We start from the raw sequence: 23,399 nt of genomic DNA, 5'->3' as shown, positions 1-23,399 counted from the left end.
ATCATCGGTTATCAGTGCCCATCAGGCGTGATTGACGCATAAGCGTTTTTCGCCCGCTTAACACCATAAGCCCGTTGCGGAACGAAAGACAGCCGATTTCTTCTTACGCCTCTTTTGCCCGCCGCGTAGCCCACTCGCAAATCCGCATGATGACAACGAAAAAGACCGGCACAAAAAATAGCGACAACACGGTGGCGCTGATCATGCCGCCAAACACCCCGGTGCCAATCGCATGCTGCGTACTGGCGCTGGCACCGCTGGCAATCATTAACGGCACCACGCCGAGCGTAAAGGCAAGCGAGGTCATCAAAATGGGGCGCAGCCGCTGCTTTGATGCCAGCAGCGTCGCCTCGAGGGTGCTTTTGCCCTGCAAACGCAGCTGGCGGGCAAACTCAATAATCAGAATGGCGTTTTTCGCCGACAGGCCAATCAGTGTGATAAGCCCGACTTTGAAAAAGACATCGTTGCTCATACCGGCGACGAGCACCGCAATAAGCGCACCGATCAGCCCCAGCGGCACCACCAGCATCACCGCAAAGGGGATCGACCAGCTCTCATACAGCGCGGCAAGCACCAGAAACACCACCAGTACCGACAGCGCAATCAATCCCGGCAACTGGGCGGCAGAAGCTTTCTCCTGTAGCGAACTGCCCGCCCACTCACCGCCAAACCCCTCTGGCAGTACGCGCGCCAGCTGCTCCATCGTCGCCATCCCGGTGCCGCTCGAGTGCCCCGGCGCGGCGCTGCCGGTAATGCGTATTGCCGGGTAGCCCTGATAGCGGTTGAGCTGCTGCGGCGACTGGGTCCACGTCGCACTGACCACGCTTGAGAGTAAAACCATCTCACCGCTTCTGTTTTTCAGCGGGATGTTAAGCAGCGTTTCCGGCTGCATCCTGTATGCGGCATCGGCCTGCACAATCACCTGCTGTAAGCGACCGTTCTGCGTGTAGTCATTAACGTAATTTGAGCCGGAGGCGACGGAGATCGCCTGGTTGATCTCTTCAAACGAGACGCCCATCGCCTCGGCTTTCTCACGGTCAATGGTCAGAGAGATCGAGGTGCCCTGCGGCAAACCGTCGATATAGACATCAGAGAGCGCACCGCTTTCATTTGCCTTCTCCACCAGCGTATCCGCCGCCTGTTTCAGCGCGTTATATCCCTTTCCTGCCCGATCCTGAATATAAAAGGTAAACCCGGATGAGGTGCCCATATCGGAGATGGCAGGCGGCAGCAGGCTCATGGTCGTCGCGCCCGGCACGGACTCCATCTTTTGCTGGATAAGATCGGCCTCACTCTGCGCCGTCGCACCGTGGCGCTCCTGCCACCCTTTTAGGGTGGTAAAGGCCATCGCCGAGTTCTGCCCGGAGCCTGAAAAGCCAAATCCGAGGATCATCAGATTGCTGTCGATAGCCGGGCGATCGGTCAGCGCCTGCTCAAACTGCTCCACTACCTCCGTGGTGCGCTGCATGGTGGCGTCAGAGGGAAGCTGAATGGAGGACATAAAGTAGCCCTGATCCTCCTCGGGTAAAAAGGAGGATGGCAGCGCCACCAGACCGGCAAACAGCGCGATGCAGAGCGCGGCGTAGATCAGCAGCATGCGGCCGCTGCGCATCAACACCCATAAAAGCCCCGATTCATAGCGCGCTGACAGCCCGTTAAAGGCGCGGTTAAAGCGGGCGGAGAATCCCCGCGCAGCGCCCGTGTGCGGCTTTAGCACCGTTGCGCAGAGGGCGGGCGTTAAAGTGAGCGCCAGGAAGGCGGAAAAGAGAATCGATACCGCCATCGCAATGGCGAATTGCCGGTAGATCAGGCCAACGGAGCCGCTGGCGAAGCCCATCGGGATAAACACCGCTGTCAGCACCAGCGTAATACCGATAATCGCCGGGGTGATTTCGTGCATCGCCTGCCGGGTGGCGTCGGCGGGCGTCATCCCCTGCTCCTCCATCAGCCGCTCGACGTTTTCAACCACCACAATCGCGTCGTCGACGATGATGCCAATTGCCAGCACCATGCCAAACATGGTGAGGATATTGATGGAGTAACCGCTCAGCAGCATCACAGTAAAAGTGCCCAGTAGCGCGATAGGCGCGACAATCGCCGGGATCAGCGTACAGCGCACTTTATGCAGGAAGAGCAGCATCACCAGAAACACCAGCACCATCGCTTCGATAAAGGTCTGCACCACTTTGTAGATGGAGAGTTTAACGAAAGGCGCGGTATCAAACGGCACCGTGAAGACCATCCCTTCCGGCAGCACGCTTTTCAGCTCCGCCAGCCGCTGATGCACTGCCGCCGCGGTGTTAATCGCATTCGCCCCGGTGGAGAGCTGGATCGCCGCAGCCGTTGCCGGCACGCCATTCTCGCGAATACCAAAAGCGTAGCTCTGCAAGCCGCTCTCGACGCGTGCGATATCCGCCAGCCGCAAACGCGCGCCGGTGGTATTCGACTTCAGCGTGATATTGCGAAACTCCTCAATGGAGGAGAGCTGGCCTTTAACCGTCAGCGGATAGGTGACGCGCTGCCCCGCCAGCGCAGGCTCATCCCCGACGCGTCCCGGTGAGACCAGCACGTTTTGCTGCGCAATCGCCGTGGTGACATCGCTAACGGAGAGTTGATAGCTGTGCATCTTGAGCGGATCGAGCCAGATACGCATCGCCTTCTCGCCGCCAAAAAGCTGCACCTTGCCGACGCCGGGAAGACGGCGCAGCTCATCGGTCACATTGCGGGCAAAGTAGTCGCTGAGATCCGCCTCCTGATACTTGCCGTTCGTCGATTTCAGCCCGACCATCATCAAAAAGCCGGTCTCTGCCGCATCGACGCTGATACCGTTTTGCCGCACTACCTGCGGCAGACGTGGCTCAACAATTTTGATCTGGTTTTGCAGATCGATCTGCGCAAGCTTGACATCGGTGCCCGGTTTGAAGGTGACGGTAATCGACGTCGTGCCGCTGGTATCGCTGGTGGCCTCAAAATAGAGAATGTTATCTACGCCGGAGATCTCGCGTTCAATCAGCGAAATAACCGAGGTGTTCATCATCTCCGGCGTCGCACCGGGAAAGGTGACGGAAATAATCACCCCTGGCGGTGCCACCGCCGGATATTGTGATACGGGCAGCTTTGGAATGGCGAGCAGCCCGCCGAGGATAATAAATAGCGCAATGACCCAGGCAAAAACGGGACGTGAAATAAAAAAGTGCGGCATGGTTTTATTTTGTCATGTTGTCCAGAGGATCAGGCGCGGGCATGATTATGACTCGCCATTTTCTGCGCCTGGTTAATCAATAATCGTAAGGTTTATCTGTTTAGCCTTAATGCATGGTTGATGGAGCCTGTGTGGAGAGCGGAATAAGATCAGAATCGCCGGACGAACAGAAAGAGCGGCGTCACGCCAAAAAAGGCGGTCAGAAAGCACTCATAATAGAAAGTGAGATCGTAAATCGTCGGTACGCGATAACGTAAGGCGCTAAAGATAACGATCAGGCTAATAAAGAGTGAGGCAATAATCAGAAAGATAAGGGTTAATTCCTGTAATACGCCGCTTTTCTGCTGCACCGCTAACAAAAACGTGCAGGCGCAGAGGTTGATATAGAGCAACGGCGAGGCGAGCAGCGTTAGCGCCACTCTCTCTCCAAGATGGTGTATTAACAGCAGCCATATATAGAGCAGGCCCCAGCAGACCAGCAGAAAAACAACCAGCGAGGGAAAATTCTCAGCCCTGGGTTTTATATTCAGTTTCATCATTGCTTCATTCCTGATGAATAAACGCTACCCGGCAGCCGGGATATTTAACATGCACGTGAGGCAACACACACCGACTGTTTGCACCGATGGCAGAACAGTGAGCGACGATTGTTATCCCGCTGCGTGTACATTTTTTAACGTGAATGTGGAGTCTGTGTGGAAGCCTTAATGAGGGATTAAGAAAGAGCGCATTACTGCATGCAACTTTTGCCGTCGGGTCTGGTCTGAATCTGGCAAATTACTGGCAGGACACCACCGTGCTTCATTCAGAAATAACTAAATTAATACGCACTGACATCGTCAACGGTAGCGGGAGAGAAGATGGACAATAAGCACCTTATTCTGGTTGCTGAAGATGATGATGAGATCGCCGATATTCTGCAAAGCTATATCCATCGCGCCGGGATGCGCACGCTGCGCGCGGCCGACGGCGAGCAGGCGATTAGCCTTTGTTATCTGCATAAACCCGATCTGGTTTTGCTGGATATTCAGTTGCCCATTCATGATGGCTGGAGCGTTCTGAGCGCGGTGCGTAAAGAGAGCACGGTGCCGGTCATCATGGTTACCGCGCTGGATCAGGACATTGATAAATTGATGGGGCTGCGGCTCGGCGCGGATGATTACGTGGTGAAGCCTTTCAACCCGTCGGAAGTGGTGGCACGAATCGAAGCGGTGCTGCGCCGCACCAAAGCGGGCGGCGTGCCGCCTTGCGATAAACCGATTCGCACCCGGCATGTCACGGTCTATCCCGAGGAGTTTTATGTCGAGGTGCATGTTGATGGTGAAACGGTCACCCCGCTGCTGACCACCACCGAGTTTAAGCTGCTGGCGCACCTGGCGAAAAACCCGCGCAAAGTCTGCTCCCGCGAAGAGCTGCTCAATGCTTGCCTGCCGGAGGGCGATACGCTGGATCGCACCGTCGACAGCCATATGAGTAAGCTGCGCAAAAAGCTGGAGCAGTGCGGCCTGAAGGGGATGCCGGAGAGCATTCGCGGCATGGGCTACCGTCTGGGGCAGATGAAATGAGCCGCCAGCAGACCTTAGATCGGCAGATCCTGTGGTTTATGATCTCGCTGACGCTGATTGTGATTGCCATCGCCATCATTGGCTCTTATCTCTTTTATGCCTTTCTGATCGATTACATCCCTGGCGGTGCGGAGATTGGCAATGAAGATCAGATGACGGTTGTCGACTGGGCGTGGATCCTGATGGTCACCCTGCTGTCGCTCGCCATCTCGCTCTTTTTCGCCGTCAGGCTGTCGTCAAAAATCCTGCGCCCTTTAACCTCTGTCGCCACCAGCCTGCGCCGCATTGCCGAGGGCGATCTCGGCGCGCGCGCCGCCTGCTCCAGTTCGCACCTTGGCGAGGTCAATAACCTCGTTAATGACTTCAATACTATGGCGGAAAAACTGCAAACCCTTGAGGCGCAGCGGAAATCGTGGAATGCGGCGATTGCCCACGAGCTGCGCACGCCGGTGACAATCCTGCGCGGCAGGCTGCAAGGGCTGGTGGATGGCGTATTTGACGCAGATCCGGCGCTTTTTGCCAACCTGCTCAAACAGACGGAAGGGTTAACCAACCTGATTGAGGATATGCGGGTGGTAAGTTCTTCCGGCGCGGCGCAATTTTCATTAACCCTTGAGGAGGTCGATTTACAGTCGACGTTGCAGAGCGCGATTGATGCCTTCTCGCTGGAGTTCGCACGCCATCACGTCAACGTGATCGCTGAGTTGCGCCCGCAGGCATGCGTTTGCGATCCGCTTCGCATTATTCAGTGCCTGACGGTGCTGTTCGATAACGCCATCAAATATGCCACCTCAAAAACCGTGGTGATAAAAAATGGCGTTACCGATAAAGAGGTGTACGTGCTGGTGCAGGATCATGGCCCCGGGATCCCTGAAGGGCTGCATAAATTCCTGTTTCAGCCTTTTCAGCGCGGAGCCGACGCGCGCGAGGCGCATCCGGAGGGTTGCGGGCTGGGCTTATCCGTGGTGAAAGCGATCATGCTTGCCCACGGCGGCGATGTAACCTACACCCTGACGGCCAACCGCCATTCGCTGTTCAGGCTGAGCTGGCCGTTATGCCCAACGCGCTAAGTTAAGTTGAGGTGCCACATCTCACCCAGCCGGGTATCCCACTCGGCCGGGACGATCTTCAGTTTTCCCCGGCGCGGGCTGAGGGTGATTTCACTAAAATAGATCACCTCCTCCGCCGGCATCAGATCGATGCGGCAGTAATCGATCCCTTTGGCTAACCGTTCCGAAGCGCCGATCGCGCGCTGCAATAAGTCGGGTTCGGGGATCGCGCCAGGCGTGTTGGGGTATTCCATCTGGTAGGGCTGTAACTGCCATGCGCGGTTATAGACGTTGATATAACCATTCCCCTCTTCATCGGTAAAATCCGCCTCAATCACCTCGGCAACACCGTGGAAGCAGTGCAACCGCAGCATTTCTGGCGTCTGGTTTTTATTGCCGCGCGTAAAGACGTCGATATATTTCTCGCACAGAATAACGGGCGCAATATCTTTGTACTGCCACTCGCGGGTGGAGTAATACATATTCTTTTTCAGGGCCAGCGACAGCTTATTAATGGCTGCACCAACGTTAAGCTTATCCTTATCAAGACAGACCACCGCACTGCCGCTGTCGTGATTACACTTCAGCACAAAGCGCTCTGGCAGGCTGTTGAAGTCAATATCCTCGACCCGTCGGTAAACGCCCAATAGCGGCACGACGCGTAATTGATCGGTACGGGCATGAACGTAGTCACGCACCGCCAGCTTATCCGCCAGCAGAGTGTAGAGCGGATTTCGGTCATACAGCATGCGGTGGCAGATCTTTTCGCTCAGCGTCACCGGGTGGCGCAAATCATGTTCGCGTCCGGAAATTCTTTTTAGCCTGCTGGCGTGAAAATGGCTGTCCGCCACGGCGCAGGCAGTCATTTTTTTCGCTAAATAAGAGATGTATTTACGGAAATAGTCGAGTTTGTTCATTGCCCCCTCCTGAGAACAATGAAGATTTTGAACAGGTTTTATTGCGCGATATTGCGCGAATTATGGAGAGAAAATGGAGGTCAATAAACGACCTTTCGCGCCGTTTTAAATAATTCAGCCCTTCTCTTTTTTCCGGTAATAAACTCTGTATCGCTAAACGCACAAACCGGGCTACCAGAATTGGCGGCGCGGGGTGTTTGAAGGACAAGGGAAAGTTATTTACTCTCGAAGGGCAAGCACATATCCATCGCATTGATGATAAAAATCATCTCCAGATAACTAAAAATGATAAGGAAAAATCATGGCCATTGAGATCGCCACCCAGGTGACGGAGCAGGACAAAGAGGAGCTGCTGAGCGGCTTACGGCGCTATAACCAGCAGTTTATTGATGGCTCTGGCTGGGGCCAGGTTGGCATCTACAGCCGTAACGAGGCGGGCGCGATGATCGGTGGGTTAATCGGTACGCAAAAAGGGTTATGGCTGTGCATCGATTTTTTATGGGTCAGTGAAGAAGCGCGAGGCGCCAGGCTTGGCAGCAAACTTATCCGCACGGCAGAAGAGCAAGCACAGCGTATGGGCTGCCGACACGCGCAGGTGGATACCGCCAGTTTTCAGGCGCTGCCCTTTTACCTTAAACAGGGTTACGAACTGAAATTAAGCCTGCCGGACTTTCCCGCAGAGGGGATGCAGCGCCATTATCTGATTAAGTTAAACCTCAATGAACCGCGCTGAGGCAAAAATGAATATTGCGTTGCAGCAGCTGGATGAGTCGCATATCACATCCTGCGCGCAACTCTACTGCCGCACCTATCAGCAAGCGCCGTGGAATGAAAGCTGGCCGTCGCCGCAGCCGATTGTCGAGTTTATTCAGGCGCATTTGGGCAATAACTATTTCCGCGGCTATATCGCCAAATATGGCGATGAGGTAATCGCGGTAAGCATCGGCTTTAAAAAACCGTGGCCCGGCGGCGTGGAGTATTACATTGATGAGTTCTTTATCGACCCGGAGTATCAAAGAAAGGGAATCGGTACGCAGCTGATGGCATTTATTGAGGCGCGCTGCCGTGATGAAGGGCTGAATGCGATAATCCTCAATACGCAAAAAGGGTATGCCTCAGATGATTTCTACACGCGTAATGGCTTTAAAGAGCATCAGGGCTTAATTGTTCTCTCTAAATCGTTAGCCAATCATTAGGAGGCCGCCTTGACCCTTTATACCTCACGCTTACTCCTGCGCCCCGTTGCGCAGGACGATCTCGGCGATCTGTTCGCGATTTATGGCGATCCGGCGACCAACACCTTTAACCCGGCGGGGCCCTATCCCGACATTGAATACACGAAAACGGTGCTGGATCGCTGGCTGGCGCACTGGGCGCAGCACGGCTTTGGCAGTTGGGCGATCGCGCTGCGCGACGCGCCCGAGAAGATCATCGGTTTTGGTGGCCTGAGCCTGCGCAGCTTTGCCGATATCCCGATGAATAATTTGGGTTACCGCTTTGCCACCGACGCGTGGGGCAAGGGGCTGGCGAGTGAATTATCGCTCTACGCGGTGAGATATGGTTTTGAGACGCTGAAAATGGGGGAGATTTGCGGCGTAGTGCGCGCTAACCATCTGGCGTCGCGAAAGGTGCTGGAGAAAGCGGGGCTGAAGTTTGCCCGCGAAATTGCGGATATTGAGAATGCGCCGCCGAGCCTGCTGTACACCCTGAGCAGGGATGAGTGGCGGCAAACCGCCTCCCCTCCCTCAGCCTGAAACGCGAGGTGGATCTGCCACCTCGCTCCTCATCAGAACCCCGGCGTGCGGGTCTGTTTGCTGTCCATAAATTTGATACGCGCCTCTCTCCAGACAGGATCGTCCAGTTCAAGAGAGGTGTTGGAGAGTTTCAGCACGGCTTGTTGCGTAGTGGAAGAGCACGCCATCCCGGCCTGTTTGCCAGGCTCTTTGCACCATACCATCGGCGTATGAGGGGCATTTGATCCCGGGCCATACTTCTCCACCGCCGCTTTTTCCATCGCCTCTTTGTTGGCAGTCGACCACGGTAGCTCGTAAGTGATCATCGATACCGCCAGCGGATGTTGCGCATCCACCGGAACGCGGCCTTCGAAATAGACCTGCAGTTTCACACCCTCTTTTTCATACCCGACAAACTTCGGCTGCTTGTTACCGGTGACCGGGTTATCTTGCGGGTATTTATCCACCTGTAAAGCAGAGGCGGGCACGTTGAAGTGGGTGGTAATGGCCTTGACCGCTTCATCGTAATCCATACCGGTTTTCACCCCGGCAACGTCAACTTTTGTCACATCCAGCGAACGCAGCTCTTCCGCCTGAACCGCAGAGGCACCCAGCAACGACACGAAAACAACCGCGCTTAAACGCTTAAACATCCTGAACTCCTGTTCCTGAAAAGTAAGCCATTGAGCGCCTTACATTACGTCCAATGTCGATGGGCATTAAGATAGCAGCGCGTGAGGAGATGGCAACCGCATCGCCCTACCAGGGTTGATAGGTTTTTCCATGATTGTGCGTTTATGCGCCTCGTCACAAAACAGAAGCGCCGTTTTTTCACCCGCTGCGCGCAAGGTTGCAGCAGAGATTCATGTTAACGGCATGTTGCAATAGGTTTAAGGCATTTGTTAACGGCGATTAATGCGCGTCACGCATCAGCCGATGAGTTTAATGCGCTTATTCAGCTACTTTTCCTGATCCACTCTTCAGAGAGGCGCATTACAAGCGTCCCTGTATAACTGGAGATGACATGCAAACATTGACCCCTATGGCACGAACCAGCGCGATACTGCGCGTTACCTCAGGCAACTTTCTCGAGCAGTTTGACTTCTTTCTCTTCGGCTTTTATGCCACCTATATTGCGCATAACTTTTTCCCGGCCAGCAGCGAGTTCGCCTCGCTGATGATGACCTTCGCGGTCTTTGGCGCGGGCTTTTTAATGCGCCCTATCGGTGCCATTGTGCTTGGGGCCTACATCGATAAAGTGGGCCGCCGTAAAGGGCTTATCGTCACGCTGTCGATCATGGCGGCGGGCACCTTTTTGATTGTGCTGATCCCCTCTTACCAGACCATCGGCATCTGGGCACCGCTGCTGGTGCTGAGCGGGCGATTATTGCAGGGCTTCTCCGCCGGGGCCGAGCTGGGCGGGGTCTCCGTTTACCTGGCCGAGATCGCCACGCCGGGCCGCAAAGGGTTTTACACCAGCTGGCAGTCCGGGAGCCAGCAGGTCGCCATTATGGTCGCCGCCGCGATGGGCTTCGCCCTTAACGCCGTGCTGGAAGAGTCGGCGATCCGCGACTGGGGCTGGCGGCTGCCGTTCCTGTTTGGCTGCCTGATTGTGCCGTTCATCTTTATCCTGCGCCGCAAGCTGGAAGAGACCCAGGAGTTTAACGCTCGCCACAAAAAGCTGGCGATGCGCGAAGTGTTTACCACCCTGCTGGCGAACTGGCCGGTAGTGATCGCCGGGATGTTAATGGTGGCGATGACCACCACCGCTTTTTATCTCATCACCGTTTACGCGCCGACCTTCGGCAAAAAAGTGTTGATGCTGAGCGCTTCAGACAGCCTGCTGGTGACGCTGCTGGTCGCGATCTCCAACTTTATCTGGCTGCCGATTGGCGGGGCGTTATCCGATCGCTTTGGCCGCAAAGCGGTGCTGGTGACCATGACACTGCTGGCGCTCTTCACCTCCTACCCGGCTCTCAGCCTGCTGGCGCAAAACCCGACCTTTACCATGATGCTGACGGTGCTGCTGTGGCTCTCCTTTATCTATGGCCTCTATAACGGCGCGATGATCCCGGCATTGACAGAGATTATGCCCACCGAAGTGCGTGTTGCCGGTTTCTCGCTGGCCTACAGCCTGGCAACAGCGGTATTCGGCGGCTTTACGCCGGTAATCTCAACCGCGCTGATTGAGTACTCCGGCGATAAAGCCTCCCCCGGCTACTGGATGAGTTTTGCGGCGATCTGCGCCCTGCTCGCCACGCTCTATATGTACCGCCGCAGCAGCTTAACTCTGCAAACCGCACGTTAAGGAGAGACGATAATGAAGACAATGTTGCGTTCCCTGCTTGCCACGCTGCTGCTCTGCATGCTTAGCCTGAGCGCTACGGCGAAAGAGATCACGGTGATGATTTCCGGCGGCTTTAAACCGGCATTGCAGAAACTGATCCCACAATTTGAAGCGAAAACCGGCGATACCATTGTGGTGGTTGCCGGGCCGTCGATGGGCAAAACGCCGCAGGCGATCCCCGCGCGGCTGGCGCGTGGCGAAGCGGCGGATGTGGTGATTATGGTCGGTGACGCGCTGACAAAACTCGCAAAAGAGGGATGGATTGCGCCCGGCTCCCGCGTCGAGCTGGCGGACTCACCGATTGGGATGGTGGTGAAAGAGGGTGACGCGGTTCCCGCGATCAAAACGAACGAGGAGCTGCACGCGACGTTGCTGAAAGCTAAATCAATTGCCTATTCGGATAGCGCCAGCGGCGTTTACATCAGCAGCCAGTTATTCAAGAAACTCGGTATCGAAGAGGCGGTGGCGCAGAAAGCGCATAAAGTGGAGCGTATTCCGGTCGCTGGTGAGGTGGCAAAAGGCCATTACGCCGTCGGCTTCCAGCAGGTGAGCGAATTGCTGCCAGAGCATGGCGTGACATTTGTGGGTGAACTGCCAGCCGATCTTCAGTACATCACCCGTTTTGCCGGGGCGGTGACGGCGAAAGCGCAACATGCGCAGGAGGGCAAAGCGCTGCTGGCGTTCCTCTCCTCACCTGCGGCGCAGTCAACGATCCACCTTACCGGGATGCACTCCGTTGCGGCGGCACCGCGTGATACTGCTCAGTGATGAGTTTTTCCAGCTCGGCGGCGATATAGGACTGCACCCGTCCGCTGCGGCGGATAAGCCCCAGCGTGCGTTTGACTACCGGGTCGGTCAGCGGCAGATGCGTCAGCACCGAGTGGGCTGACGCGGGCATCGACATCGCCGGTATCGCCGCAATGCCGACCCCCGCTTCCACCATGCCAATCATGGTGGTGACATGGCGGGTTTCACAGATGCTCGGGCGCTCAGGCGTGATGTGCCCCAGCATCTGGTCAATCAAATTGCGATTGCCAGAGGTTTTATCCAGCCCGATATAGTCATACTGGTAAAACTCGCGCCAGGTGAGGCTCTTCTTGCTGGCAATCGGGTGATCGTGGCGGCAGGCCGCGACATAGGTATCGACCACCAGCGGGCGAAACTCGATATCCGCCAGCAGGCTACCCGCAAAACAGATGCCGAAGTCGGCCTGGCCGCTGGCCACGGTGTCGATCACGTTGCCCGCGCTGCTATCAATCAACTTCACGCGCACCCGGGGAAAGCGGGCTTTAAAGGTGCGGATAACATCAGGCATGAAGTAGCACGCCGCAGAGGGCACGGCTGCGACCGTCACCACGCCGACGCGATCCTGGCTCACTTTATCGATATCAGCTAACACCGCTTCCACATTCATCAACAGCTGTTCAGAACGCTCGGCGAAAGTCTGCCCGTAGAGGGTCAGCGCAACCCGGCGCGTGGTTCTGTCGAACAGCTTAATGCCCAGCGCGTTCTCAAGCTTCTCTATGCGGCGGCTCAATGCTGACTGCGACAGGCAGATTGACTCGGCGGCAAGGCGAAAATTGCCATATTCCACCAGGGCGCGGAAAGCATAGAGGTCGTTGAGATCGAAATTGACGGGCATGATGGCAGGCGATCCTTCTCGGGCGGTCAACTGAGGGATAAGAGCATAACCGCCCGGCAGACAAGATCAACTTTTTAACAATGTTACAACAGCGGGCTTTGCGTCATCCACAGTACGATTAGCGCAATCAGCGCCGGAAGCGCCTGCACATAGAGAATTTTTTTACTGGCCGTTATCGCACCGAAGATACCGGCTATCAGCACGCAGACGAGGAAGAAAACTTTAACCTGAAAGCCGCTATCGCCAAGCCATAGCCCCCACAGCAAACCGGCGGCCAAAAAGCCGTTGTAAAGCCCCTGGTTGGCGGCCATCACCCGGCTATCACGGGCAAAGTCGGGGCTGAGGTTAAACGCCTTGCGGCCTGTTGCCGTATTCCAGAGAAACATTTCGAGCACAAGAATATAGAGGTGAATAACGGCGACAAGCGCAATCAGGATATTTGCTGGCATAGCAAGCCTCAGAAATTAATGTGCGGGTTAAGAAACAGCTTAACCCATTTTTCGTGGCACAAGAGAGGTAAGTATTAATAAAGCGAAGCGCGGACGTACAGCCAGATTATCGCCGCTGCACGTTGCGCCCGGTAAGACTATAACTCGTTTTCGGAAGCCGCAGGCGCGGTCAGCGTTGCCCTTACCTGCGGCAGGCCGTGCGGATAGTTTTGCTGAATAAACTCAATCATTTTTTCCCGCACGTAGCAGCGTAAATCAAAGGCCGTTGGGGAATTCTGTGCCGTCATCAACATCCTGATGGTCATGGTTTTTTCCGTGGTATCAGTAACCTGAAGCACCTGAGTTTCCTGATCCCACAGTTTGGTTTCACTGAGCACTTTTTCAAAATGTTGGCGAAGCGGCTCTAAAGGCATTGAGTAATCCACATAAAGAAAAACCGAGCCTAAAATTTGTGCATTATTACGCGTCCAGTTCTGGAACGGATTTTCGGTAAAGTAGGTGATCGGCAGCACCAGCCGACGCAGATCCCACAGACGCACCACCACATAGGTCAGGTTTATCTCCTCAATCCAGCCCCACTCTTTTTCCACCACCACCGCATCATCAATTTTAATGGGTTGCGTAAAGGCAATTTGAATACCGGCAAAAAGATTGACCAGTGACTTCTGCAAAGCAAAACCGATGATAATACCGGCAACCCCGGCACCGGCCAGAATCGTCGTGCCGAATTTTCGCACCCCCGGGAAGCTGAGCAAAATCAGGGAGAGGCAGAGCGTCACGAGGATAACGATAGCGACTTTCTTCACGTACATTATCTGCGTGCGGATTTTGCGCGCACGAAGATTGTTCGAAATATTAATGTCATAGCGGATAAAAAGCATATCCTGAGCCACGTTAATTAAGCGAATCAGGACCGAGCAGAATGACAAAATAATAAAAATATTTATTGTCGTTGTAATAAACCCCAGCGATTCGGGCTGGATGTGGACATAATTTACCCCGACGCGGATTAACAGCAGTGGGATGAAAAGAAACATCGATCCGCGCAGATGTTTCTCAAGTGATTTGAAGAGTTTTCTGTCCCGGCCCTGCCAGTAACGGATAAATTGCAGCAGTGTAAATCTCGCGAGAAAACCGATCGCGAGCGAGAGCGTGACGAGCAATACCGCAGGCACCCATGCCGGAGCGCCAGATAACTCACCAAATAAAAAAGGCATGCTTTCCCCTTATATTCTGCCAACACCCCTGCGTTGTCAGTACGGTTAAACGGATCGGTAACCCTTCCCTTGCAGATAATCCGCAGAGTGCCTGATTCCCGCGCCTTATTATATGAAAATTATGAAAACAGCCTTATCCGTTGATAACAATATCAGGCAATTCTGATAACGATTTTCAGCGGTGATTTGCTCTGAAGTGAGAGCGATATATTAAGAACTCTAACGTAAACGGCTGGCAAAAATTACGCATCCACTATACTGACCACTGCAGTTGTCATTTACCTACGAGGCTGCTGACGATTTCAGAACGTATAAAACCTGTACCCATAACCATCAGGAGAACAACATGCAAAAGAGTAAAACTTTAAAAGGACTGCTGGCCGTATCAGCCGCCGTCGCGATGTTCACCACGGTTGGCGCGCAAGCCCAGACTCCGGCGAGCGCCGCGCAGAGTAGCGCTACCGCATCAAGCACCAAACTCAGCTCCGGCGACGAAAAAGCGTTAAAAGATATGGCGCAGGCCAATATCAATGAGGTCGCCGCCGCGAAAATCGCGCTGGAAAAAGCTAAAAGCAGCGAAGTGAAAGCCTATGCCCAGAAGATGGTCGATGACCATGGCGCAGCGTTGACCAAAGTTCAGGACGTCGCCAAGCAAAAAGGCGTTGAACTGCCGACCGAGCCGGACGCCAAACACAAGACTATGGCTGCCAAGCTTGAAAAAGAGAGCGGCGACAAGTTTGACAAGCTCTATATGGAAAATGCCGGCACCAAAGATCACAAAATGGTGCTCGATAAACTGCAGAGCGATGCTAAAAACATTAAAGATCCGGACGTGAAAACGCTGGCCGATGCGCATACGCCTGTGGTTGAGCAGCATCTGAAGTCTGCCGAGCAGATGTCTGCAAGTAAGTAACAAAGCGTAAAAAAGTACACGAGCCTGCGAGTAAAATGACACAGGTTCGATGTGTTGCAGATAAGGGCCGCGCCGCTGACATAGGCCGTGGCGCGGCCCTTCAGGTCATCCATCCCGCTTCGCTCACGGTTAACCAGTGGTTAAATAATACCCTGCAGCTATCGCACCAATACATAATGCTGCTGACGAGATTGCCGATAACCAGATCAATTCCTACTCGATCCGGTAAATCTGATGCGTATGCCTTTCCTTAAACACCTTTTTTCCCTGAGCCGCCTGCGTTCATCCGCGTCTTACAACGCGCTTTGCCAGAATAAACCTGTCATTGAATTCAGTCCGGAAGGGATCATCCATAACGCCAGCCCGCAGTTTCTCTCTGCGATGGGCTATCGCGCGGATGAAATCATCGGCCAGCACCATCGTATCTTCTGCCCGCCGTCGCTGGTCAACTCAGCGGAGTACGCGCAGTTCTGGCAGCGCCTTACTCGTGGCGAGAGCTTTAGTGGCAAATATCTGCGCCTCGCTAAGGGCAATCGCCCTGTGTGGCTTGAGGCCAGTTATATTCCCGTCACCAACCGTCACGGCGTGGTGACCCGAGTAATAAAAATTGCTGCCGACATTTCCGAACGCATCCATGTTGCGCTTGAGAAGGAGGCGATCGTTAATGCCATTGGTCGCTCAATGGCGATTATCGCCTTCAGCCCGGAAGGGATTGTGCTAGAAGCGAATGACAACTTCCTGAACACCACTGGCTATAAACGAGAAGAGGTTATCGGTAAACATCACCGTCTCTTCTGCTCGGAAACGCTGTATAAAAGTGACGAATACCGCCAGTTCTGGGAGAGGCTGAACCAGGGCGAATTTTTCTCCGGTCAGTTTCCACGCCTGAACCGCCGGGGCGAGCCTTTATGGCTGAGTGCAACCTATAATCCTGTGTTTAACAGTGACGGGCAGCTTTATAAGATTGTGAAATTCGCCACCGATGTCACGGCAGATGTGCTGCGCAACCAGCGTGAGCAGGAGGCGGCGGTCCACGCCTGGGATATGGCGGTGCAAACCCGTGGCAGCGCGCAGAACGGTGCTACCGTTATCGAAAACAGCATCCGCATGATCGATACCATTGCGCAGGGAATGGGGGCAGTTTCCAGCGATGTCTCGCGGCTCAACGATCAGTCTGACAGTATTGACGGTATGGTTGAAACCATTCGCAGCTTTGCCATGCAGACAAGACTGATTGCACTGAATGCCGCGATTGAAGCTGCAAGGGCGGGCGCGTCCGGACGCAGTTTTGCCGTGGTTGCCTCAGAAGTGCGTACGCTTGCGGCGAGCGTCAGCAGCGCGACGGAAGAGATCGAGCGGGTTGTAGCCAGCAATAATCAGCTCGCCAAAGAGGTGCTGAACGGCATTGAAAACAACCTGATGAGCACCCGCCAGGGGGTGACACTGATGCGTGAAGCGGGCGAGGTGATCGCCAGCATCCAGAAGAATGCGGCTGGTGTTGAGGCCGCGGTTAAAGATGTCGCCCTTTCAGTCAAAGCTGACTGACTTCAACAAACAGAAATGCGCCACGCCATAACCTAAATTTCCCGTCCAGACCAGGAGAGGGTCGAGCACGCAGAGCGCTGCGCTTAGCTCCCCTCTCCCCTCTTTTCTCCTTTTTAACCGCTGTGCACGCCTATTGATACGCAAGGAACAATCAATTGAAGCCTGCGATCGAAATAATTTAATCCTGTTAAACAATAACTTAATTATAAATCTGGCCGCCTCGTTTCAGGCCAACAGTTTCATTATGAAATTATTTACTTCTCTCCCCCTATCTTTCCGTAAAAATCCTGCCACAATTCACTCAATAAAATCGCGCGTAATTAGTTAATGCGCTATTTATATAACGTAACGACAACACACTTTGCCACCGCTACCAAACAGGGCGCGACTATGAAAACATTAAAAAACTACACTATCCGCCGCGTCGTGTTATGGATCCTCCTGACGGCGCTGGCGCTGATTACCGCCACCGGCGGTTATGCGGCCTTTGCCGTGCGCGACATGAACAAGCAGGCGGATCAGAGCACAGCCCTGACCCAGCAGGCGATCTTCATCTCCCATGCGACACTGGTATTGCAACAGGGAAACGAGGCTGAAAAAGCGGCCCTGATAAATGAAATCCCGCCGGGCGCAGAGTGGGCCACTGAGGCCTTATCCGGCCCGGCCAGTGCCTGGAAAACGCAGGCCAGCGAACATCTGGCGGCGTTAACCCGTAAGTCTCATGACAATAGCTCGCAGATTGCCGCCGATCGCACCCAGCTCGATATCGTGCTGATTGTTGCCCTGCTGGCCGCCGCCGGGCTGGTGCTGTTTTGCGACTGCTACCTGGTTATCCATCTGGTGAAGCCGGTTGGCGATATCCGCGCCCATTTCCGCCTGATTGCGCAGGGTGATTTAACCTATCAGCCGCAGGATATTGGCCGTAACTGCGTAGGCCAAATGATCCCGCTGGTGCGTGAGATGCAGAACAGCTTGCTGACGACCGTAAGCGCGATCAGCGAGAACAGCGACGCGCTGCACCGTGAAGCACGTGAGATTGCCGCCGGTAACAGCGATCTGGCAAACCGTACAACGCAGCAGGCGGCAGCCCTTGAACAGGCGGCATCCAGCATGGAGGAGCTGACCTCAACGGTCAGCCACAACGCCGACAATGCGCGTCAGGTTCGCGATCTGTCGGTGATGACCGCACACACCACCGAAAAAGCAAGCAACCTGGTGGAGACCCTGGCCAGCACCATGAACCGCATTGCCGATGGTTCTGAGCAGATCCGCCAGTTCACCTCCACCATCAACAGCATCGCTTTCCAGACCAATATCCTCGCGCTGAATGCCGCCGTTGAAGCAGCGCGTGCCGGCGAGCAGGGTCGCGGTTTCGCCGTGGTAGCAACAGAAGTGCGCTCCCTCGCCCAGCGCAGTGCGGCGGCGGCGCGTGAAATTGAGTCGCTGATCAAATCCGCCATCACCTCGGTTCATGAGGGTAAAGATGTGGCGGAAGATGCCGGTGAGGCGATGAGCGAAGTGAAAGGCAATGTCGCCAGCGTCAATGCGCTGATCGGCGAAATCGCACTCGCTTCCGATGAGCAGAGTAAAGGCATCTCGCAGGTGACTCACGCAGTTGCCGAGCTGGATCGCGTCACTCAGCAGAACGCGGCGCTGGTGCACCAGATTACGGCGTCAGCCAGCAACCTTAATGGCAGAACGGAAACCCTGCGCGGCGTGGTCCAGCACTTTACGCTGCCGCTCACGGTGAGCTGAGCTTCCTGAAGCAACGTGTTATACGGGACGAGGCTACGCACCGGAGAAGTTGCCGGGCGTAGTAATAAAAAAGCAGACGTCTTTTATCCTCTTCGTCTTATTTATAACGGGCAGTGCCGGTGTCGCGGCTGCCCGTTTTTTTTCTCTCTTTTTAGGCAACTGAAATATTCTTCTTATTTATTAATGGTGTTGTTATGAAATCTAACCATCCCCTTCCACTTTATGCTCTCCCTCCCCGGCTGGCGGGCGCTGATGGCGTAAATTAAATTGTGAAATAAATGTGAGACCGCACCTTTTACAGGCATCAGTTGCGCTCCGTTACTGCTAATATCAATACAAATCATATTTGCATTGGGCTGACGTTGCCTGCCGGTATGCTTCCATCCCGCTGTAACAACTAAAAAGCGTTTTCAGCACCCTTTATCTTTTCTTACCCACCGTCCACAGCCGGTTGGGAGGCAACAATGTTACTCAATATCGGCGGCGACAAAGAGCGCCATTTTCTGGCGTTACAGGCCCTGCTGAACCCGGATGACAGCCGCGATGATGTGCTGCGTAAAATTACCCAGCTCGCCGCCAGAATGTTAAAAATACCCGGCAGCTTTATTTCCGTGCTTGATGATGAGAATCAGTATGTGCGGGCAGCCATCAACTTCCAGCTGGAGACCTCCTCACGGGTGAACTCCTTTTGCCGCTATGCCGTCGACAGCGGGAATCCGTTTATTGTGCCGGACACTCTACAAGACGCCCGCTTTGTCACGCATCCGCTGACCGTTGCCAGCCCCTTTATCCGCTTCTATGCGGGGGTGCCGCTGACCACCCGCGATGGCATTACGCTCGGCACGCTCTGCGTGGTGGATACCAATCCTCATACCGTAACCAAAGAGCAGATTGATACGCTGCGGCTGCTGGGCGAACTGGCAATGTCGTTTCTGGAAGCCTGGCACTACGCCGGCCTGACGGATGCCATTACCGGGCTGCCGAACAAGCTGCACCTGCTGCGCGATATCCAGTTGCTGAACGCGACGAATGATACCGCCGAGCGCAACCTGATCCTGATCGACTGTATCGACATGCCGCGTGCTTTCGAACTGGCACGCACCCGCGGGATGGCACCGGTTGAAAATCTGCTGCGCGATATGGCGATTATGCTGCCTCTGCGCCTGCGTCCGCTGAAGTGCGGCAAACTCTATATGGTAGCGACGGGCCGCTTTGCCCTGCTGACGCGGGCGTCGGACAATATTTCGGCCTGCGCCATCGCCAGCCGCTTGCAGGGCGTCAGCGCCGAACTGGAGCCTGGCATTACCGTCGAGTTCCGCGTCCACACCGCGGGCAAAAACTTTATCCCCGGCGATCTCTCCGCCAGAGAGGTGCTCAATAAAGCAGTGCATGCCCTGCATGAGCGCATCCGCCAGAACACCTTCCAGCTGCCGGAAACCATTATTGATGAGGATGCAGCGGCCATGCCGGTGCTGATGGAGGAGCTGGCGCAAGCCATCGACGGCAAACTGCCGGGGCTCTATCTCGTTTACCAGCCGAAAATGTGTCTGCAAACTGACGCGCCGGTTGGCATTGAAGCGCTGATCCGCTGGCGGCATCCGCAAAAAGGCGAACTGTCGCCGGGGATGTTTATTCCCTTTGCGGAGCAGGCCGGTCTGCTACAGGATCTGACAGGCTGGGTTATCGCCAATGTGATTACCCAACTGGCAGCCTGGCATGCGCTCGGGCTTGCGCTGCCGGTCTCCGTTAACGTGAGTATTCAGGATATCTCCGCGCCCGGCTTTGCCGACAGCCTCGAAGCGCGCATGATCCGCGCCCGCCTCCCCACCAGCCTGCTCGGCATTGAGTGTCTGGAAACCGAACGCATCATTGAGAGCGCGGCGGCGTTGAAAGGCCTTGAGATGCTGAAACTGCGCGGCTTCCCCATTTCGCTCGATGATTTCGGCACCGGCTACAGCAACATCAGCTACCTGCGCCGTATGCCGATCGACATCATCAAACTGGATCAGAGCCTGATCTTTAAACTGTCGGAAGATACCGCCTCGCGCATTATCGCCCGCAGTATTATCGGCATGCTGAAAGAGCTCGATTATGTCGTGCTGGCGGAAGGGGTGGAGAATGCGCAGACCGGTGCAACCCTGCAAAAGTATGGCTGCGACCAGGCGCAGGGTTATCTCTATGCCCGCCCGCTTCCGGCCCAGGAGATGAGCAGCTGGCTGGAGTGGAAGATCCGTACCTGATATAGCAACAATTTGCCGTTTGCTCACCCATATCTTCGCCAGGCGACGGAACGCCAAAGAAAATATAATTATCAAACAGTTAGTATTATGTCGCCGCCGCTTCGTAATACATATATACATTTAATGTATACAAGATCGCGTATTCACAAATAGTGTGATTGAATTCATTGCATCCCGGAGTAATATTCGTCTGAAATAATGTCTTCAAATGGGTAGTCCATGAAAAACGTCATACTGAGTATGCTAATAAAAATGTCCAGGATGGACGCGCAGATGAAAGAGCTGACCGCCCAGATCGAGGCGCAGTCGCTGGTCGTTGCCGCCCTGACGCTGACCGTCGGCAAAGGCGGCGGTCTGGATGAAATGGTGGCAAGCATTAATAAGTCGATTAACTCCGTGCTGGAGACGCCCGACGCCGCGCTGCAATCCGACGCCGAGCTGCTGCTGGTGAAATTTCATGAGCAGGTGGAATTAACGCGCGCCGTCAGCAAAGAGTCGGATGAGATCCCCACCGTCGTTACAGGTGGTGACCTGACAACCGATCGACCCGGGCAGAGCTAACCTGCCGCCTTTTACTCAGCGTTAACCCACGCCTGGTTCTGTATTACCACCCGGTAGCCGTCGGCATCGGCAAAGGTGCGCCCGTTACGATCCCAGTAGGGGTTAAACGAGGCCACCCCAACAAAACCGGCATCCAGCATCGTTGCACAGACCTTTTCCCACTCCGCTTTGTCGGGGTAGTAGAGCACCAGCAAATCTTCGTCCGTCTGCGAAGGCTGCACCGGATGATGGTGGCAGAGGGTTAATTCCATATGCCAGCCTAATCCTTCCCGCCCCAGCATCACGCCGCTGAAACCTTCATGATCGCTGAAGTCCGCAATACGCTTCAGCTCTAATCCTTTGCTGTACTGCTGATAAGCCTGCTCAAGGTTGGTCACCGGCCTGGCAATTCTCATATGAGTAAACATTCCGCGCTCCTGTCATTGGGTTAATTGCCTTTAGCCTACACAGAATTCACGGGTCGATTTGTCGGTAAGAGCCTGCCAACGAAGGCAAATAAAAAAGCCCGCCGGAAGGCGAGCTTTTTCGTGCATCACGTATGGATTACTCTTCCGCCAGCATCTTCTCTAACCGCGCACGCACATTATCATCCAGCTCCGCGTGGAAGGCGGTTTCCAGCATGCCGTGCAGCTCGGCCGGGAGCTGCTCTTCCGGCCAGCCCTCCAGCGCGTTGAGCGCCATAAGTCGGTTACGCACCACCGGGCTGCGCAGGCCGGTTTTGATCAGCGACCAGCCCATACCGGGAAAACGGTTGAGATCCTGGAGGATAAAATCGAGCGCGCCGTGCTGGCGATACTCCGCGCCGAGACCCATCAGCGTATCTGGCCCACTGGCAATCGCCGCAAGATCAAGCTGCTGCTCAGCGAGTTGCAGAATGCGCTCCATACGCTGCGGGCTTTCGGTCTGCATCAGTTCGTACCAGTTCGCTTCATTGGGCACCGTCTGCTGGCGGGCAAAAACCTGCTCCCAGGTATCGATGCCTAACAGCTTCGCTGCGCGCAGGGCGAGGTAAAAATCGCCGTTATCGCAGGCGGTTAAATCCTGCTGCACGCGCGTCAGCCACTTCTCCTGCGCGACAATCGCCTCGACATCATCCGCAATCTGCTGGCGGATCTCATCGCTCCAGCCTTCCGCTTGCAGCGTCTCCCAGTTGTTATCTTCATCACCGGCAAACGCGCCGATGGCGCTGGTGTTGAGCAAGTTGCGCAGATCATCGTTTTTACTGTGGCGCAGCAGCGTGAGGTAGCGGTGACAGGCCTGTGCGCCCTCCGGGTAGTCATGGATATCGCGCGCCGGGCCGCCGGCAATCAGCGCCGCGAGAATATCGCCTGCGCCGGTCAGCACGCCATCATCCACCGCGTCAACCGAAAGCGCCGCCAGCAAGCGCCCTTTGGTGGCGCAGTCCCAGGCGGTGTACTCCTCCATCACCGAATTGGCGTAGCCCTCGCGCAGCAGCCATTCACGGGTGGCGGGCGAGACCTCATCCGGCAGGCGCTCAATAAGCTGAATGCGGCCCCAGCCGGTGACCCGTTTCGCCAGCGCCGTCAGCGTTGCATCAAATGCCTCTTCCGGCAGCATATTGCGCAGGGCGACGGCGGTAAAAAGCGTAAACTCCTCATGCAGCCCAAGCGTGGTCACCAGCGCCCGGTTCTCGTCCGAGGGGAAGAAGGCCAGCAGCGCGATGGCGCATTTGACCGGGTTGCGATCCGGGCTGTTGGTCGCCAGCCAGACCATCAGGTCGTGAACCTGCTGCGGCGAAAGCGAAGGTGCTTCCGGCAGTTTGTCGGTCAGGATATCGATGTAATCGAGCGGCGGGCGCGCTTTCAGCAGCGCATAGAAGGTGTTCATATTGGCCGGGGAGGGTTTGCGCAGCACGGCGCTTAATGCGCTGATAATCTCATCTGCCGCCTCTTCTGCGTCTGCCCCGCTGCCGTGATGGCCAAACGCGCCGTCCATGCCGCCCGCCACCCAGCGCAGCTCGCCTTCAAGGGTATCTTCATCCGGCAGGGTCTGCGCCTGCTCCGGCAACGGCGCGTTGCCGTCTGCATAAGGGGAGATAAAGTGGTAGATGCTCTGCCTGTCGCCCGGCCAGGGAAGCGGGAAAGGTGCGCCCTGCTCTGCTGCCTCTTGTTTACCGAGGAGTTTTGCTAACCATCGCTGCATACTCATATTCCTTGTATTGAATTCCTGATGTTCGCCGGATGCGCAAAACGCCGACCTTACGCCTGTTTATAGCTGATTATGCCTCTGCCGCACAGAGTTGC

Annotated in this window: 21 protein-coding genes; 12 read left to right on the top strand and 9 right to left on the bottom strand. The window is 55.2% G+C overall.

Annotated features, from left to right (window positions below; translation table 11 throughout):
* Window positions 1-103: 103 nt before the first annotated feature.
* Entirely contained in the window at window positions 104-3,202 is a 3,099-nt protein-coding gene (locus tag N7V53_RS06725; RefSeq protein ID WP_279792825.1) for a multidrug efflux RND transporter permease subunit, read from the bottom strand.
* Window positions 3,203-3,351: 149 nt separating this feature from the next.
* Window positions 3,352-3,741: a transporter gene (locus N7V53_RS06720; RefSeq protein WP_279792824.1), complete on the bottom strand. Its 390-nt coding sequence runs from the start codon at window positions 3,739-3,741 to the stop codon at window positions 3,352-3,354.
* Window positions 3,742-4,062: 321 nt separating this feature from the next.
* On the opposite strand from N7V53_RS06720, the gene N7V53_RS06715 reads away from it, so the two are divergent.
* Window positions 4,063-4,767, top strand: coding sequence for a response regulator (locus tag N7V53_RS06715; RefSeq protein WP_023481150.1), 705 nt, complete (start codon window positions 4,063-4,065; stop codon window positions 4,765-4,767).
* Window positions 4,764-5,837 (top strand): ATP-binding protein, encoded by a 1,074-nt coding sequence (locus N7V53_RS06710; protein WP_279792823.1) that lies wholly within the window; start codon window positions 4,764-4,766, stop codon window positions 5,835-5,837. Before N7V53_RS06715 ends, N7V53_RS06710 begins: the two co-directional genes overlap by 4 nt.
* Here the strand turns inward: N7V53_RS06710 and N7V53_RS06705 are convergent.
* Window positions 5,834-6,733 (bottom strand): ATP-grasp fold amidoligase family protein, encoded by a 900-nt coding sequence (locus N7V53_RS06705; RefSeq protein ID WP_279792821.1) that lies wholly within the window; start codon window positions 6,731-6,733, stop codon window positions 5,834-5,836. The genes N7V53_RS06710 and N7V53_RS06705 overlap by 4 nt on opposite strands.
* A 301-nt stretch (window positions 6,734-7,034) precedes the next feature.
* Between N7V53_RS06705 and N7V53_RS06700 the strand changes: the two genes are divergently transcribed.
* From N7V53_RS06700 to N7V53_RS06690, 3 genes are read left to right on the top strand one after another with little or no spacing between them, the layout of a single operon-like run.
* Complete coding sequence (locus tag N7V53_RS06700) at window positions 7,035-7,466, top strand: GNAT family N-acetyltransferase (RefSeq protein ID WP_279792819.1); 432 nt, start codon at window positions 7,035-7,037, stop codon at window positions 7,464-7,466.
* Window positions 7,467-7,473: 7 nt separating this feature from the next.
* Entirely contained in the window at window positions 7,474-7,929 is a 456-nt protein-coding gene (locus tag N7V53_RS06695) for a GNAT family N-acetyltransferase (protein ID WP_279792818.1), read from the top strand.
* A 9-nt stretch (window positions 7,930-7,938) separates the two neighbouring features.
* A complete protein-coding gene (locus N7V53_RS06690) occupies window positions 7,939-8,487 on the top strand; it encodes a GNAT family N-acetyltransferase (RefSeq protein ID WP_279792817.1) in 549 nt (182 codons plus the stop codon).
* Between the two features lie 32 nt (window positions 8,488-8,519).
* On the opposite strand, the gene N7V53_RS06685 is transcribed toward N7V53_RS06690, so the two are convergent.
* Window positions 8,520-9,119 carry a hypothetical protein gene (locus N7V53_RS06685; RefSeq protein ID WP_279792816.1) on the bottom strand — a complete coding sequence of 200 codons (600 nt, stop codon included), beginning with the start codon at window positions 9,117-9,119 and terminating at the stop codon, window positions 8,520-8,522.
* A gap of 371 nt (window positions 9,120-9,490) precedes the next feature.
* On the opposite strand from N7V53_RS06685, the gene N7V53_RS06680 reads away from it, so the two are divergent.
* Both N7V53_RS06680 and N7V53_RS06675 read left to right on the top strand, forming a co-directional pair.
* Window positions 9,491-10,774, top strand: a complete 1,284-nt coding sequence (locus N7V53_RS06680) for an MFS transporter (protein ID WP_034813838.1) — start codon at window positions 9,491-9,493, stop codon at window positions 10,772-10,774.
* Between the two features lie 12 nt (window positions 10,775-10,786).
* Window positions 10,787-11,581 (top strand): substrate-binding domain-containing protein, encoded by a 795-nt coding sequence (locus N7V53_RS06675; RefSeq protein WP_279792815.1) that lies wholly within the window; start codon window positions 10,787-10,789, stop codon window positions 11,579-11,581.
* Here the strand turns inward: N7V53_RS06675 and N7V53_RS06670 are convergent.
* The 3 genes from N7V53_RS06670 to N7V53_RS06660 form a co-directional block, all read right to left on the bottom strand.
* Complete coding sequence (locus tag N7V53_RS06670) at window positions 11,532-12,455, bottom strand: LysR family transcriptional regulator (protein WP_023481259.1); 924 nt, start codon at window positions 12,453-12,455, stop codon at window positions 11,532-11,534. The two genes, N7V53_RS06675 and N7V53_RS06670, sit on opposite strands and share 50 nt — an antisense overlap.
* An 83-nt stretch (window positions 12,456-12,538) precedes the next feature.
* The gene (locus N7V53_RS06665; protein WP_279792813.1) at window positions 12,539-12,904 is read right to left on the bottom strand and encodes a DUF1304 domain-containing protein; all 366 of its coding nucleotides are present in this window, start codon (window positions 12,902-12,904) and stop codon (window positions 12,539-12,541) included.
* A 137-nt stretch (window positions 12,905-13,041) separates the two neighbouring features.
* Window positions 13,042-14,121 carry a mechanosensitive ion channel domain-containing protein gene (locus N7V53_RS06660; RefSeq protein WP_270222271.1) on the bottom strand — a complete coding sequence of 360 codons (1,080 nt, stop codon included), beginning with the start codon at window positions 14,119-14,121 and terminating at the stop codon, window positions 13,042-13,044.
* A gap of 346 nt (window positions 14,122-14,467) precedes the next feature.
* Between N7V53_RS06660 and N7V53_RS06655 the strand changes: the two genes are divergently transcribed.
* From N7V53_RS06655 to iraP, 5 genes are all read left to right on the top strand, one after another.
* Window positions 14,468-15,034 carry a DUF4142 domain-containing protein gene (locus N7V53_RS06655; RefSeq protein ID WP_279792811.1) on the top strand — a complete coding sequence of 189 codons (567 nt, stop codon included), beginning with the start codon at window positions 14,468-14,470 and terminating at the stop codon, window positions 15,032-15,034.
* A 234-nt stretch (window positions 15,035-15,268) separates the two neighbouring features.
* Window positions 15,269-16,579, top strand: coding sequence for a PAS domain-containing methyl-accepting chemotaxis protein (locus N7V53_RS06650; RefSeq protein ID WP_279792810.1), 1,311 nt, complete (start codon window positions 15,269-15,271; stop codon window positions 16,577-16,579).
* 390 nt (window positions 16,580-16,969) lie between these two features.
* On the top strand, window positions 16,970-18,334 hold the full coding sequence (locus N7V53_RS06645; protein ID WP_279792808.1) for a methyl-accepting chemotaxis protein: 1,365 nt from the start codon (window positions 16,970-16,972) through the stop codon (window positions 18,332-18,334).
* A 464-nt stretch (window positions 18,335-18,798) separates the two neighbouring features.
* The gene (locus N7V53_RS06640) at window positions 18,799-20,574 is read left to right on the top strand and encodes an EAL domain-containing protein (RefSeq protein ID WP_279792806.1); all 1,776 of its coding nucleotides are present in this window, start codon (window positions 18,799-18,801) and stop codon (window positions 20,572-20,574) included.
* 219 nt (window positions 20,575-20,793) lie between these two features.
* A complete protein-coding gene (gene iraP / locus N7V53_RS06635) occupies window positions 20,794-21,135 on the top strand; it encodes an anti-adapter protein IraP (protein WP_279792805.1) in 342 nt (113 codons plus the stop codon).
* A gap of 11 nt (window positions 21,136-21,146) precedes the next feature.
* Here iraP and N7V53_RS06630 read toward each other — a convergent pair whose 3' ends face one another.
* Both N7V53_RS06630 and N7V53_RS06625 read right to left on the bottom strand, forming a co-directional pair.
* Window positions 21,147-21,542: a VOC family protein gene (locus N7V53_RS06630; RefSeq protein WP_279792804.1), complete on the bottom strand. Its 396-nt coding sequence runs from the start codon at window positions 21,540-21,542 to the stop codon at window positions 21,147-21,149.
* Window positions 21,543-21,678: 136 nt separating this feature from the next.
* Window positions 21,679-23,298, bottom strand: coding sequence for a hypothetical protein (locus N7V53_RS06625; RefSeq protein WP_279792803.1), 1,620 nt, complete (start codon window positions 23,296-23,298; stop codon window positions 21,679-21,681).
* Window positions 23,299-23,399 lie beyond the last annotated feature (101 nt).

Origin of the sequence: Kosakonia sp. HypNH10 (genome assembly GCF_029850615.1) — a bacterium.
Lineage (GTDB): Bacteria > Pseudomonadota > Gammaproteobacteria > Enterobacterales > Enterobacteriaceae > Kosakonia > Kosakonia cowanii.
The sequence above is the reverse complement of the archived record's forward strand: the minus strand, read 5'-3'. Positions and strand labels throughout refer to the sequence as shown.